Consider the following 16,081-nt stretch of genomic DNA (forward strand, 5'->3'; position numbering starts at 1 on the left):
TCGGAATAGCGGTATATTGCTAGAGCTTAAGTTAGCCTGTTTTGAGTTTGGAGAGAGTTTATCTGTTTTATGCGTAGAATAGCGGTACTGTTGAAGTTGATCATAGGTGTGTGCTTATTAGGGGTAACAACACAGGTAAGGGCACAGCTGAAGTGTAAAATTGAGCGTTATACGACCGAGGAAGGTTTGTCGCATGATAACGTCACCTCCATGCTCAAAGATCGCGAAGGGTTTATGTGGTTTGGCACCTGGGACGGCATAAACCGCTTCGACGGGCATGACTTCGTAGCTTACAAAGCCTACCCGGGCGACAACTCCAAGCTAAAGAATAACAGGATCGTAAGCATTGTAGAAGACGAGGCAGGTTTTTTATGGCTGAAAGCCTATGACAACCAGATTTACCGTTTTGATAAAAAAACAGAGAGCTTTTTTTCGCTGGAAGAGCTACTGAACCGGAAGGGGTATAAAAGTATTGTTTTTGATAAAGTTATTCTGGGAAAGAATGGGTACATCTGGTTAACAACCAAAAATCAGGGCGTTTACTGTGTAAGCAAGGCAACGTCAGCACAGCCATCTATCAGCAGGTTTACGCACGAGCAGATAACCGGCCAATCGCGTTCAAGCAGCCAACTCAACTTTTTCTACCCGGATAAATCCGGCACTATCTGGATTGGATCGCCCCACGGACTCAGTCGGCTTACCCGGAATAAAGCAGGCAATTATGCCCTTAAAATCATACGCTCCGATTCTTTAAACAAACTGAATTTTACCGCTGTGCTGGAAGGCACCAATAAACTCTGGTTTGGGACGGGAGAGGGCACCCTGGTTACATTTGATAAAAAGACAAACCGCGTCAGGAAGCACAAAGCCAGCGACAGCAGCATCAATTCGCTTTGCCTGTCCAGGAAAAAGCAGGTGCTTTACCTCTCCAATTCCGGAAGGCAGCTCATCACCTTAAATCTTTCAGGTGTACAAACCTCGGTTGCTTCTATGCCCGGAAAGGGAGCTTTCCTTTCTATTTTTGAAGATAACGCAGGGCTGTTGTGGATAGAGCCGGAAAGCCAGGGGGCAATCATGTTTAACCCGGCTACCAGGGAGTTCAAACATTTTGTTCAGCCCAAAGATGCTACCTTTCATCCTTCCATTAAGTTTTATCATATTTTCGAAGATCACCAAAAAAGGATCTGGGTAAGCATGCAGGGCGGCGGGTTCGGCTATTACGATTCCACAACAAATGATATCAACTATTTCTACAATAAACCCGGCAGCCCCGACCAGCAGTTTTCCAATTTCGTGAGTTCTCTTTATTTAGATCCTGCAGGCGTCATGTGGATGTGCACCAACGACAGAGGATTAAATAAAATAATATTTCAGGAAAATTATTTTGATCACCAGGTCCTGGTGCAGCATACGGCAAATAAATCCGAAAATGAAATACGATATATTTTCCAGGATAGCAAAAACAGAACCTGGATAGCTACGAAGGGGGCGGAACTGTATGTGTACGAGCAGGGGAAAGTTGTAACAGGCTTGTTGGATTCCGAAGCTGACTTTGGCTCGGGGATCTATTGCATGCTGGAAGACCGGCAGCATAATTTATGGCTTGCAACAAAAGGAAATGGTTTATATAAGGCAGTACCCCAGGATAATACCCGCTCAAAGTACCGTCTGACACATTTCATGCCCGACCCCAATGACCCCTATAGCCTGAATAATGAACAACTCTACTGCATACTCGAGGATAGCAAAGGCAGGATATGGGTAGGTACCTATGGTGGCGGCCTGAACCTGGTGGAGCAGACTGCTGGTAAAACCCGGTTTTTAAACGATAAGAACCTTTTACGGCATCATCTGAAAGGATTTTTTGAGAAGGTAAGGCATTTGAATGAGGGGCCTGATGGCGCTGTTTGGGCAGGTACAACGGATGGCTTGCTGGTTGTAAAGTCCGATCCGGAAGCAGGCTTTACATTTGAAACCTACCAGAAAAGAGCAGGAGATAAGGCGAGCCTTGGAAACAACGATGTGCAGTTTGTTCTGAAGGACAGCCGGAACACCATGTGGCTGTGTACTTCCGGAGGTGGTTTGAACAAAGCTGTCGTTACGAAAAACAACAAACTGAAATTTCGGGCTTTTACAAAAGAAGATGGCTTATCCAATGATTACATCTTAAGTGCGGTAGAAGATAACAGCGGCCACCTGTGGTTGGCTACTGAAAAGGGTATTTCCAGGTTCGACCCCGGCAAGCAGCAGTTCAGAAACTACGACTCGTACGATGGCTTGCCCAAAGCAAAATTCTCGGAAACAGCTGCCGCAAAGCTCGCGAATGGCAGGTTGCTTTTTGGTACCAGGAATGGCTACCTGTCCTTTAATCCGGCTGAAATCAGTAACAAAAAGCTCCGGGCCAACATGGCTTTTACTAATTTACAGGTTAACAACAAAGATGTAGCGCCGGCCGGAAAAAATTCGCCACTCAAGTACAACATTAACAACACCCGGCAGATTGCGCTCGCCCATGATCAGAATATCCTGGGGATCGATTTTACTGTGCTGGATCATTATTGGGGTAGTAAACAGGCCTATGCGTATCGCTTAGCTGGTTTTGATGAGCAATGGCATCATGTAAAAAATCAGCACCGTGCTGTTTATACTAACTTGCCGCCTGGCCACTATACCTTCGAAGTAAAAAGCCTGGACCCGGAAATATATGAAAGCATCCCTTCCAAAAAATTAGCGATCACTATTCACCCTCCCATTTGGCGAACTACCTGGGCTTACCTGCTCTACATCCTGCTCACGCTAACGCTGCTCGAGATAATAAGGCGAGTTGCTTTTTCGATGATAAAACTGCGAAACAGAATTTCAATTGAACAGAAACTGACGGACTTAAAACTGCGGTTTTTTACCAATATTTCGCATGAGCTGCGCACACCCCTAACCTTGATTGTGAACCCGATTGAGGCTATTGCAAACCAGGAAGAATTGTCGCCAAAAGGCCGCGAGTACATAAAGGTGGTGCGCAAGAACACCAGTCGCATGGTGCGCTTTATCAACCAGTTACTCGACTTCAGGAAAGCGCAGAGTGGCAAAATGAAACTGAAAATTGCGCAGGTAGAAGTGGTGTCGCTGGTAAAGGAAATCAGCAGTCACTTCGCTGAAGCTGCCGCCGAAAAACAGATCCTGCTTCAAACGGTTTCCAATGTAAAGGAGCTGTATGCCTGGCTCGATGCCGAGAAAATAGACATCGTGCTCTACAACCTGCTCTCCAATGCGCTGAAGTTTACGCCAAACGGGAAAGTAATTACCATCGAAATTAAGCACACGGGCAACGACGCTTTTACCATCAAGGTAATTGACCAGGGGGTTGGGGTGCCAAACGACAAGCTTGCAGCTATTTTTGAACTCTATTATGAAGTAGAGAAACAAGAAGGAAACAATACCGGTGGCACTGGGATTGGCCTTGCGCTTGCAAAAGAATTTGTGGAGCTGCACCATGGTAAAATATTCGCCCACAACAATGCTTCCGAAGGATTGACAGTAACGGTTGCTTTAAAAGACGGAAAAGAGCATTTCCACCCTGAGGAGATTGTTGCTGTAGAACCAACAGCTGCGGAGCAAGGGCAGCCGGCCCTGCCGCTTGAGTTGCTTTCTGCTGAAGAAGTAACGGAAGCCGTACCGGCAGTTCAGAGCGCATTGCCCCTGGTACTGCTTGTAGAAGATAACGGGGAGTTGCGAAGATTCCTGGCAGATCAGTTAGGGAAAGCCTACCGCGTAGAAGAGGCTGAGGATGGCGAAGAAGGACAGGCAAAAGCTCTAAAACTGCTCCCGGACCTGGTCATAAGTGACATCATGATGCCTAAAATGGATGGTATCCAGTTGCTCGACAAACTCAAAAATACGGAGGCCACAAGCCATATTCCGGTTATTCTGCTTACGGCAAAAACATCGGTAGAGCACCAGATAGAAGGATTGAATTATGGCGCCGACTATTATATTACCAAGCCTTTCCAGACTGATTTTATACTTGCTTCTGTTAAGAACCTGCTGGCGCAGCGCAAGAAAATTTTTGATCACCTGCTTTCCGATAAAAAACAGCTTGAACTTAGTCCGGGCGAGATTGTAATTACATCCAAAGACGAAGCGTTTTTAACGGAAGTAATCAAAATAGTTGAAGATGGCATGTCGGACCCGGACTTTAGCATCGATGCAGTGGCAGAAACGGCTGGCATGGGCAGAACAACGTTTTATAAAAAGTTCAGCAGCCTTACTAATTTAGCCCCTGTGGAATTTGTGCGCGATATGCGCCTGCAAAGAGGAAAGCAGCTAATGGACGCCGGTGAAGCCAACATATCGGAAATCGCCTATAGTGTTGGTTTTAACAGTGCCGGTTACTTTAGTACCTGCTTTAAAAAGAAATATAATTGTACGCCATCTGAATACCTGAAGAAATTAAAAGTAGAGCAGGTGTAAGGAAACTGCAACAAAGACCCCTTTTTGTGATTGTGGTAACCTTTGCAGCTCATCTGATTATTAAAAACAAAGGCCATTGGCAAGTATATGCTCTTCTTGTCCAACATTCTTTTTCTCCAAATCAAGCTGCCAAAGAAGAAGTCTGACAAGCAGCTATTCCAAGTTTAAATTCAGACTGATAATTCTGTTTCTTAATGTAAATCTTTGAACAACAAAACATTGCTGGAAGCCTTTGGGCTAGATGACAGAAAAAAATGTTTGTGCAAACGTTGGCATGGAACAAATTTAATTTTTATTTTTACAAACTATTGTTAGTTATTGTGTCTTCAGAAATGAAAAGCAGCAGGTAAGCTGTGATAGGAGTAAGGTGAATTAAGTTTCATAACAGTGCCAGTTGAAAATTAACTTCTGCCCGGACAAGTATGGAAATGATTAAAGATTTGTTATCTGTAGAGAAGGAAGTTTGCATAACCACATCGGATGCAGTTGCTTCTGATCTGTCTGTAGGCGAGCAGAATGCTGCCCTACCAGATAACGAGCTGCTCATCAGGAAAGCTTTCGAGACAGACCCGAAACAGGGTTGCGAGTTGCTTTTCCAGTATTATTACAAGGGCTTATGCAGCCATGCCGCGCGCTTTGTTTACTCCCGAACCATTGCGGAAGATATTGTGTCAGATGTGTTCTGCCAGTTTTATTTGAAGGGCACTTTCCATGAAATAACCACTTCTTACCGCGCCTTCCTGTACAAAAGTGTTCGTAACCGGGCCTATAACTACCTGAAGTTGGAGGCTACGCGGTCCGTTGAGTTGGATGCTGCTTATGAATCCACTGCCACATCGTTTGCACAGCAGCCTGACGCTGTTGTGGAGTATGACGAGCTGTGCCAGCAGGTAGAAGCTGCTATCAACGCGCTTCCCGCCCAGTGCCGGAAAATTTACCTGATGCACCGCTTTGAAGACAAAAAATATGCTGAAATAGCGGAAGAACTGCAGCTCTCGCCCCGGACGGTGGAGGTACAGATCAGGAAAGGGAGCCAGCATGTGCGGGAGTTTCTTTCCAGGCATTGGTTATTCCTGGTGCTGTTCCTGTGTGGCCTCTGCTAAGTTTTTTTTACAGCCCTTGCTTTTCCGGGTAAGTCGTTTCTATTTTTTCTAATAAAAACCGCACCTCCTCAACAAAATCCTGATTTAGCCTGCCTCCATTCTTTCTTCTCCCGCAAAATATACCTCCTGCTTTTCTGATGCGGCCTTGTTGTGGTGCAGTGGCTGTGGTGGCAGGTGCAGTCAACTGTTTTGCTGCCTAAACCCTCAAAAAAACAAGTATTTGCCGCCCTAGGAAGAGCTTCTGAAAAAAAATAAAAAATATTTTCGTTTCGCGTAAGGGTTTTTTCAGGTTCAGTTGTCTTACTATTATAACACAGAAAGATGCCATCACAATCATTAGTTACACGAGAGCTATTACACGCTTATTTCGCAGGGCAGGCAACGCCCCTGCAGAAGCGGCTAATAGAGCGTTGGATGGAGGAAGAGGCTGCTAATGAAGAATTCTTCTATGCCTGTCTGCATGAGTGGGAGACCAGGTTTCCGCAATACCCAGCAGACGTTCATGCAGGAATTGCCAGGTTTCATGAAAAGCTTGAGCAGGCAAGCCGCCTGACTGTAGAGGCCGATGAGAACCAGGTGCAGGATGAGCCGGTGCGGAAGTCTGGGCGCTGGCAGCGGTGGATGGTTGCTGCCGCTGTGTTGTTTCTGGTGCACGTTGGCGCCTGGCAATTTCGGGAGGCTATCCTGTATAAAAGCTTTGCCACCGGCAGCGGTGAAATAAGCCAGTTGTTACTGGAAGATGGCAGCCAGGTAACCCTGAACGAAAATTCGACACTTCGTGTACCGCGCTTTGGTTTCGGGAAGTATAGCCGCAATGTGCAGTTAAGCGGAGAAGCAAAGTTTTCGGTGGTGCACACGCCCGACGATAAAAAATTTGTAGTCTCTACTGATTCTGTTTTTCAGGTCGAAGTGCTGGGCACAGTGTTTAACGTAACTGCCCGCGACCAGGACACCAAAGTGGTACTGCAGGAGGGGAAGGTAAAGGTGCTGTATAAAGAAGAAATCAAACAGGCTGCTACGCCGCTCATTATGGCACCAGGCGATTTGGTGACGGTGGATCATGGACAAAAGCAGCTCACCCTGAAAAAAGTAAAGCATCCTGAAAATTATTCTGCCTGGCAGAACGGGCAATTTATTTTCGACAAAACCTCGTTGGGCGAGATTAGCGAAATCCTCCGCGATAACTATGGCTTAACGGTAGAAACTGGGGCGATTGATACCTCAAGCGTAACCGTATCCGGGTCGTTCAAGGCGAGCAACGCAGACGAACTGCTGCAGGCACTTTCGGAGATTTTAAATATTCGTGTAGAACGGCAGGATGCTAACGTAATTCTGACCGAAAAATAAATAAGGTGCTCCTAAGGAAAACCTGAACATACATGTTTGCAAAGATTAACGAATGTTAGTTTTACGGTGGATTCAATATTCCATGCAGGCTTATTTTGATAAGTACAGGTAAGGCTCCTGCAAAAAAGCACAGTTAATTTCTCTCATACAAAGATAATTTATTACATCCTGTAATACCATTGCTATAGTTACAGCAGCGCGTCGTCTTGCTATAGCTATATCTTAATGGTATTTGAAAAAATGCTATTCGGTAGCCGGGAAAGCTATTGCCTGTATTTTAGCTTTCCGGTTTTAAATGATAACTCTGAGATGTTTTATTTCAACATTTTATCCCTCCTCATATGAAGAAGAAAGTTTACAGGTTAGGTTCATGCGGTATGCTGATTGCCTTACTCTGCGGTTTGCAGCCTCATAGTAAGGCCCAAAGTCTGGCATTCACACCCCCTTCACAAAATGTCCCTCAAAAACCCGGTAATACGGCTACTGTTAAATTAAAAGACGCCCTACATAGCTTTAGAGAATATTACAAGGTAGACATCCTGTTCTCGGACCAGGCGGTGAAAGACCTGGTTGTGCCGGAAAGCGTAATAAAGCTAAACCTCTCGCTGGAGCAAAACCTGGAGTTGATATTGAAATCGTTCGACCTGCAGTTCAAAAAATCGAAGGATGGCACATATCTGATAACACCAGCTACTAAATCAGAAGGACTCCCTGTACGAAACTTTGAACATGCCCAACTGCTTACCGGTATCAATAGCCTTCAGGTACAGGATACTGAACTGGCAAAAGCACAGACAGCTAAAACTGTAGCTGGTAGAATTACAGATGATAAGGGCGATCCGATACCCGGTGTAACGGTATTGCTGAAAGGGACTTCAACGGGTACTGCCACTGATGTTGATGGTAAATATCTGCTAACAGTACCGAGTGGGGAGGGAACATTGCTTTTCTCGTTTGTAGGATACCAGACAAAGGAAGTACCTATTAATAACCGGGCAGCAATCAATGTTACCATGTCTTTAGATTATAAAGCACTCGAAGAAGTGGTGGTTATTGGCTATGGTACTGTTAAAAAATCGGACTTAACGGGAGCCGTTGTGTCGGTTACGCAGGAGCAGATAACTTCTACACCGGTAACCAACGTGCTGGAATCGTTACAAGGCAAAGTGGCCGGTTTAGACCTTACCCGCAGCAGTGGCGAAACGGGTGCTGCCATGAGCTTTACCTTAAGGGGCAACCGCTCGTTAAGAGCCTCCAACGCACCGCTCATTATAGTGGACGGCATTCAGTATAGTTCGTATGTCGACATCAACCCCAACGACATCGCTTCGGTTGAAGTGCTGAAAGATGCCTCCTCTACGGCTATTTATGGTTCGAGGGGTGCCAATGGCGTTATCCTGATTACAACCAAAGGCGGACAAGCAGGCAAAACTAAAATTGAATTTAACAACTATGTTGGCGTAAACACACTCACCGCCTTTCCGTCCATTACCAACACCCCGCAACTGGTAGATTACTGGCGGGAAGAGCACCGGTCAGCAGGGCAGTGGAGCAGTCCTGCCGACGACCCCAAAATTTTTAACGATGCCATGGAGCGGATAAATAACGGGGTGAATACCAACTGGGTAGATCTGATGGTGCATAACGGAACGGTGCAGAACAACCACATCGCTATTTCAGGCGGTTCCGAGAAAACCACCTTCCGCCTCTCTTCCGAATTCTTTAAGGAAAAGGGCCTGCTTGTAAACGACCAGCTCAACCGTTTTGTCCAGCACCTTAACATCGACCACCAGGTAGCAGATAGGGTAAAAATAGGCACCATCATCAACTTCAACACTTCTAAGCAGGACAGGCGGAATACCAGCTTCTGGAACCTGATAAAGAACAGCCCGCTGGGTATGCCATACAACGAAGACGGTACCATTCGTAAATATCCTTTCCCGGGTGGTTCGCTGGCCCTGAACCCCCTGTTCGACGAAAGTGCAGAAGATTATGTGAACAAAACCACCATCAATCACCTGTTCTGGCAAGGCTTCGGCGACCTGAAAATTATGAAAAACCTGTCTTTCCGGACAAATATCGGGGTAGATATCAACTCCACGCACCAGGGAGTTTTCGAAAGTGCCAATACCACCTTGTCGGGTGTTAACAGCGGTTTTTCACGCGCAGCCCAGATAGACAACAAATCGAACGGCTTTACCTGGGAAAACTTTCTGACCTACAACGCCGAACTGAACAACCATGCCATTACCGTGATGGCCGGTAACAGCTTAATTAAAAACCGGGCGACGCTTCTTTCAGCTGAAGGAAAAAACCAGCCCTACGCCTCGTCGCAGTTTTATAATCTGGGCACCAACAGCCGCGACATCATTACGAACAGCCGACTGACCGAAAGTGCCCTGAGCTCCTTTTTTGGCCGTGTTAACTACAAGTTTAAAGACCGTTACCTGCTAACAGGTTCCTTAAGGGCAGATGGCTCCTCCGTATTGGCTGAAGGACACAAATGGGCCTACTTTCCGTCGGTAGCCGTTGCCTGGCGTCTGGTAGAAGAACCAGTATTTTCAGGACTTAAAAATGTGTTCTCCGATTTAAAAATCAGAACCAGTTACGGTGTTTCAGGAAACAGCGCCGTTACGCCTTACCAGACACAGGGAAGCTTATCGCGTGTAGCCTTTTCGTTTGACGAAACAGCGGCTTTCGGTTACTGGCCCAAGCTGCTGGCCAACAAAGAGCTGGGCTGGGAAACCACAGCCACCCTCAACTTCGGTCTTGATTTCAGTCTCTTCAGCAACCGCATCAGCGGTACTGTAGATGCGTACAGCACCAAAACAGACGATCTCCTGATGGACCGTATCCTGCCTTCCTTAACAGGATATAGCTCCACAATTGCAAACATCGGCAAAACCAAAACGCACGGCATTGATGTGGTGCTCTCCAGTGTGAACGTGGCCACTAAAAACTTTACCTGGACAAGCGACTTCAATATTTCCACCTTTAACGAACAGATTGTAGAATTGAGCCGTGCCGGAAATGATATTGGTAACAGGTGGTTTATCGGTCAACCAACCCGCGTTTTCTACGATTACGAGAAAATTGGCATCTGGCAGCAGGAGGAGGCAGACGAGGCATTAAAATACCATCAGAACAACAAGCCCGGCATGATTAAGGTGAAGGACCAGGATGGCGATGGCAAAATTACGGCCGACAAAGATATGATAATTGTAGGGCAGGCCACGCCGAAGTGGACGGGCGGTTTCAACAACAATTTTACCTACAAAAATCTTTCCCTGTCTGTATTAACCTTTGCACGTGTTGGCCAGACCATTAGCAGCGACTACCATGGCTATTTTTACCCGGGCCACACAGCTGCCGTAGTAGACTACTGGACACCTGAAAATCCTACCAATGCCTATCCACGCCCCAGCCGAAGCGCCGACCCTTACCTGTCTACCTTAAAGTACAAAGACGGTTCTTTTATTAAAATTAAGGATGTGCGCCTGGCCTATAACTTCAAAACCCAACTGGGGAAAGGAGCGCCTCTTGATATTACCCTCTATGGCACAGCTAAGAACTACTTTACTTTCAGCAGGATAGGCGATTATGACCCCGAAAGAGGCGGCTCATTGGATTTCCCGCTTACCAAGCAACTGGTGTTCGGCTTAAACATAGGACTGTAGTGCAGCCGGAAAAATTGATAAAGGTTTAAATTAGAAAGAATATGAAAAGAGTTTATATAAAAGTCGTGCTGTTAGCAGCTTTCGTTACAGGCGTTTTTTCGTCATGCTCCGATTTCCTGGAAGAGGTAAACCGGAACGATGTTACGGCAGATAATTTCTATAAAACGGCAGAAGGCATGGAAGGCATCGTGAATGCCTGTTATGCGCCCACCCGTATCTGGTATGGCAAGGTAATCGGGCACCTGCTCACCGAAGCAGGAACCGATGAAATGCTCTACGGTAATACGGCTGGTAACACGTACCCGCACTACAGCTACAATGCCCTGATGCAAGGCGCCAACACCAACGGCACCGGCCTTTACTTTGTCTGGAAATCCTTTTACAAAGGAATAAATGCATGCAACACGGCCATAGAAAGGCTGCCGGAATCGCCGCTTGCGGATAATTTAAAAGCGGTAAGAGAAGGAGAAGCCCGTTTTTTAAGAGCATTCTACTACTACCACCTCGTAGAAACATTCGGTCCGATTCCGCTTCGCTTAAAGGAAACCGTAGCGCCGGAAGTAATGGCAACCCGTGCTCCTGTTGATGATGTTTACAAACAGATAATCGAGGATTTAACCATTGCGTTCAACAACCTGAATGGCAAAGTTGCGCCCGAAGGCGGACGAGTAACGCAGCCAGCGGTGGCCGCCATGCTGGCCCGGGTGTACCTGACCAGAAATGATAATGAAAACGCTTTGCTTTATGCCAAAAAAGTAATTAATGATTATGGCTTCGCGTTAAACAGCAGTTATAAAGATCTGTGGGACATAGAGAACAGCAGCGGCAGCACCAACAAGGAAGTAATCTGGTTTGTAAATTACGCTGCAAACAACACGTTTAACGATTACGGCCGGTACGACGACTTAGGGTACTTCTGGTTATGGGAGGGCGGAAACCACTCGCACTTGCTCTACCTGCCTTTCTTTGTAGGCCTGAAGGGATATACCGGAACCCTGGAAACCGGCAGGGCACTACTGCAATATATGCCTTCCAAATACCTGCTGGACCTGTATGATGAAACAAAAGATGCGAGATACAAAGGTTCTTTCAGAACGGCCTGGTTTGCCAATGACCCAAAAACATTGCCGGACGGAATGACTCTTGGTGACACGGTTGTAGTTGTTTCCAAAGAGTCTCTTAGCGAAGAACAGAAAGCATCAAAGCCGTATACTGTTTATGATATCAATGATATTTATGAGCCAAACGGGGTGCCTAAAGAACCACGCTGGAGATACCATGCTTTATGGAAATTCCATGATCCTTCCCGCTCTACGGTGAACGTAGTAGAAAGTAAAAGAGATGTGTTTGTGTTCAGGCTTGCCGAAATGTACTTGATTGCTGCCGAAGCAAGCATGAAACTGGGTAAGAACGGCGAAGCGGCGGACTTTGTAAACAAAGTAAGGGAAAGGGCAGCCCTGCCTGGTAAAGTAGATGCTATGATGGTACAAGCATCTGACATGAACATCGACTTTATTTTGGATGAGAGAGCCCGTGAATTAGCTGGTGAACAGCTACGGTGGTTTGACCTGAAACGTACAGGTAAACTGGTAGAGCGCGTTAAATTATACAATCCCGATGCAGCTCCCAATATCCAGGATTACCACCTCTTACGGCCTATCCCGCAAATCGAAATTGATGTGTTAGAGAACAAGGCGGAGTTTAAGCAAAATGTAGGATATAATTAAGTGGAATGTCAGCAGCCAGTAAACACAAGCTTTACTGGCTGCTGTTTATTGGACTACCTGAAACCATAAAATGCCCAGCCTGCCTTTCTGCTTCAGGCAAAATCATTAGTAGTTAAGTAGACTGGCCATTTTATTATGGACTTACTTAAACAATTAAAAGAACTCTGTCGCTACTTTTAACCTTGTAAACTTAATTAAACTAAAAGCAATTATTGATGTAACTGCGTTTTAGCTTAAACCTTGAAAAGTGCGATGAGGCTGTAACAACTTACCTGTAGACAGGAGCAGAGGCTGTGGTGGCAGGTGCAGCAGAATTCTTAAGAACGAAGCCAACCTGTTGCTTTGCCAAACTTCTGAAAAAGTTACTACCTTTACCTAGTGTACAAAACTGTTATGAATAGATTATTCTGCCTGCTATTTTGTTGTTTGCTGTTCTGTAGTGCCGCCCAGGCACAAAAAGCCACATTCCCCCGCGATACTTCTTACACGGTGGCCAGTACCTATCAAAAGCTGAAGAAGCAGTACCCGTTTATTAAACCGGTTCAGGCGCAGTTGCCCAAAGGCGTACAGAGCAAAAAAGAGCTTGTCTACCGGAAGCTCGGCGACCGGGAATTGCACCTGGATGTGTTTTACCCAGCCAGAAAAAACAAAAACGGCTATCCGGGAGTGTTGCTGATTCATGGCGGTGGCTGGCGCTCGGGCGACAAAAAGCTGGAGTGGCCCATGGCCCAGCAGTTAGCGGCCCAGGGCTATGTAGCGGTAACGGCAGAGTACCGCCTTTCGATGGAAGCGCCTTACCCAGCAGCGGTACACGACCTGAAAGCGGCCCTGCGGTGGATGCGGGCACACGCAAAAGAATTTAAGTTAGATACCACCAGAATGGCCACCTACGGCACTTCTGCCGGCGCGCAACTGGCCTCGCTGCTCGGCACAACCAATGGCCTGGCGAAGCTGGAAGGGGAAGGGGATTATCTGAACCACTCCAGCGCGGTGCAGGCCGTTGTGAATGTAGATGGTGTGTTAGCCTTCAAACATCCCGAATCGGTGGAAGGTACCGTGGCAGCCCAGTGGCTGGGAGGCACCTCCAGCGAGGTTCCGGAAACCTGGGCAGAGGCATCCGCCCTTACGCACGTCGGCAAAAACACACCACCGGTGTTGTTTATCGCCAGCTCCCACCCGCGCTTCCATGCCGGAAAAGGGGACATGATAAAGGTGCTGGAGGCAGAAGGCATTCATTACGAGTCCTACTACATACCAGATACCCCCCATTCGTTCTGGCTTTTTTCGCCCTGGTTCGAGCCTACCCTGCAGTACACGCTTCACTTCCTGGACAAAGTGTTCAAAGAAAATTCGAAGGCAGCCAAGGAGTAGTTCCTGCAGACAGCGACGGATGCGAAAACGCGGCCGCGCGGCCGACGAGCGCGAAAGTTAACAATGAAAAAGGGAGCAAGTAGATACAGATGAACATACACTAAGAGTAAGAAACATTTAACGCTGTCATGTTAAACTTTAAGCACTTTGAAATAGTGTAACCCATCGAAATGACACAAAAGGTTAGAATGAAACAGCCCTAAGCCGTAAGTGGATCTTGTGGGCGAACTGCAAATAGACCAGCTATTCCATTTTTTAAAGTAGAAAGTCCTTTTTACTATCCGGTAGAAGGAGGGATATGGTGCCAAAAACATTTTTTTTGACGTGAAATAACAGTTTTTGGAAGCTTTTTACCAATTTTTAAAATTCAGACCTCCCCAATCCGGGTATATTTGTTTTAGAAACTAAGCTGTGAAAGCTGTTTGCACTGGTGGGTGTTCTATGTTAAACAAATGTTAGTTTTTTCGCCTGTTGCAATTTTGCTTCACGAGGATTCCCGATAGCAAATGGTAGGATAACGGTTGTGGCTTCCTGTGAAAAACGCGCTGTTGTGCCATCGTTTGCATAAGGTGTTTAGCATACATCTACTAAAAAAGCATTTGTGTCAGCGGATTCAGAGAGCATAGTTTTCACAGTGGCTTCGACAGCGCGCGCTCCTTTATATTTGTACATGCAATTTAAGATGCCTTGTTTATGTTTAAAAAACTTATATTAGTTCTCTTTTTATTTAGCTGCGGGGCCTTACAGGCACAACAACTTGCCTTTCCGGGAGCCGAAGGCTTCGGGCAGTATGCATTAGGCGGACGTGGCGGAGCAGTATATGCTGTTACCAACCTGAACGATTCCGGTTCGGGCAGTTTACGGGATGCTGTAAGCCGGGCCGGGGCGCGTACTGTTGTTTTCCGGGTTTCGGGCACCATCACCCTGAAGTCCAGCTTAAACATCAATAACCCAAACATCACCATTGCCGGCCAAACCGCTCCCGGCGACGGAATTACCCTCAAAGACTATCCTGTCAATGTAAATGCCGATCATGTAATTATCCGGTACATGCGCTTCCGGATGGGCGATGAGGCGCAGCAGGAGGCTGATGCGTTAGGCGGCAGGTTCCATAAAAACATAATCATCGACCACTGCTCCATGAGCTGGTCAACCGACGAGTGTGTGTCCTTTTATGCCAACGAAAACTTTACGCTGCAGTGGTCCATCATCTCCGAAAGTCTTCGAAATTCGGCACATGCCAAAGGCGCGCATGGCTATGGCGGTATCTGGGGCGGCAAATACGCTTCGTTCCACCACAACCTGATGGCCCACCACGATAGCCGCAACCCCCGCTTCGGGGAATACGCCGGATCAGCGTTCGCCCTGACCGACCTGGTGGATATGCGCAACAACGTTTTCTACAACTGGGGAGGTAACAGCGCCTATGGTGGCGAGGGCATGAACATCAATATTGTGAATAATTACTACAAACCCGGCCCGGCTACATCCAAAAAGGAACGTATTTTTTCGCCTGATAAAAATAAAAATGAGGGAACAGAAGTATACGATATCTGGGGCAAGTTTTACATTAACGGCAACTACGTAGACGGCAGCACCCGTGCCACAGACGATAACTGGACCTACGGCGTCTACAACCAGTTCCACGGCAGCTACGGCACGGTATCGGAAGCCGACAAAGCAGCCATGCGCTTGTCAGAACCTCATCCTGTCGATAATAACGTTACCACGCACACAGCGGAACAGGCTTACGAACTGGTTTTGCAAAATGCTGGCGCTTCGCTCAAACGCGATGCCGTAGACGAACGCATTGTCGGCACAGTACGCAACAAGACTTACACGGCGCCTGGTTCAGGTGGCAGCACCAACGGCATCATCGATTCGCAGGCCGATGTAGGCGGCTGGCCGGTACTGCAGTCGTTACCTGCCCCCGCCGATGCGGATAACGATGGCATGTCCGATGCCTGGGAGCAGCAGAACGGTCTCAATCCCAACAATGCAGCAGACGGATATGCCTTCCATGCCAGCGGCTACACCAACCTCGAAGTGTATCTAAACAGCCTGGTTGCCGGTAACATCACCAGCCTGCCCCAAGAGCTGCAGCTAGGGGAGTCTGTTATTTATCCGAATCCTTTTTCTGATGCTGTCACCATTGCCTTTGCTCTTCAGCAGCAAGGTCAGGTAACTGTTACGGTAACCGACATCACCGGGAAGCAGGTGGCCCTGCTCCTGGATGCGCACTTAAAGCCGGGCTCGCACAGCCTGCAGTGGAGTGGGACCGATGCGAACGGCAACCACCTCAGCAGCGGAATGTACCTGGTGCGTATCCGGAAAGGGAACGCTGGCCTGGTGAAGCGGCTGGCACTTGTCCGGGAATAAAATCAAACCC

Annotated in this window: 7 protein-coding genes; all 7 read left to right on the plus strand. The window is 47.2% G+C overall.

Annotation, left to right across the window (positions count from 1 at the left end; all coding sequences use genetic code 11):
• The first annotated feature begins 90 nt into the window (after window positions 1-90).
• The 7 genes from DCW36_RS11605 to DCW36_RS11635 all read left to right on the plus strand — a co-directional run bounded on the left by DCW36_RS11605 (window position 91) and on the right by DCW36_RS11635 (window position 16,071).
• On the plus strand, window positions 91-4,467 hold the full coding sequence (locus tag DCW36_RS11605) for a hybrid sensor histidine kinase/response regulator transcription factor (RefSeq protein ID WP_164891109.1): 4,377 nt from the start codon (window positions 91-93) through the stop codon (window positions 4,465-4,467).
• Between the two features lie 422 nt (window positions 4,468-4,889).
• Window positions 4,890-5,570, plus strand: coding sequence for an RNA polymerase sigma-70 factor (locus DCW36_RS11610; RefSeq protein WP_114778770.1), 681 nt, complete (start codon window positions 4,890-4,892; stop codon window positions 5,568-5,570).
• 321 nt (window positions 5,571-5,891) lie between these two features.
• A complete protein-coding gene (locus tag DCW36_RS11615; protein ID WP_114778772.1) occupies window positions 5,892-6,917 on the plus strand; it encodes a FecR family protein in 1,026 nt (341 codons plus the stop codon).
• Window positions 6,918-7,258: 341 nt separating this feature from the next.
• The gene (locus DCW36_RS11620; protein ID WP_240676144.1) at window positions 7,259-10,594 is read left to right on the plus strand and encodes a SusC/RagA family TonB-linked outer membrane protein; all 3,336 of its coding nucleotides are present in this window, start codon (window positions 7,259-7,261) and stop codon (window positions 10,592-10,594) included.
• A gap of 41 nt (window positions 10,595-10,635) precedes the next feature.
• The gene (locus DCW36_RS11625) at window positions 10,636-12,321 is read left to right on the plus strand and encodes a RagB/SusD family nutrient uptake outer membrane protein (RefSeq protein ID WP_114778776.1); all 1,686 of its coding nucleotides are present in this window, start codon (window positions 10,636-10,638) and stop codon (window positions 12,319-12,321) included.
• Between the two features lie 393 nt (window positions 12,322-12,714).
• Window positions 12,715-13,692, plus strand: a complete 978-nt coding sequence (locus DCW36_RS11630; RefSeq protein ID WP_114778778.1) for an alpha/beta hydrolase — start codon at window positions 12,715-12,717, stop codon at window positions 13,690-13,692.
• 693 nt (window positions 13,693-14,385) lie between these two features.
• Window positions 14,386-16,071: a T9SS type A sorting domain-containing protein gene (locus DCW36_RS11635; protein ID WP_114778780.1), complete on the plus strand. Its 1,686-nt coding sequence runs from the start codon at window positions 14,386-14,388 to the stop codon at window positions 16,069-16,071.
• Window positions 16,072-16,081 lie beyond the last annotated feature (10 nt).

The organism is Botryobacter ruber (assembly GCF_003347595.2).
Classification (GTDB): Bacteria; Bacteroidota; Bacteroidia; order Cytophagales; family Hymenobacteraceae; genus Pontibacter; species Pontibacter ruber_A.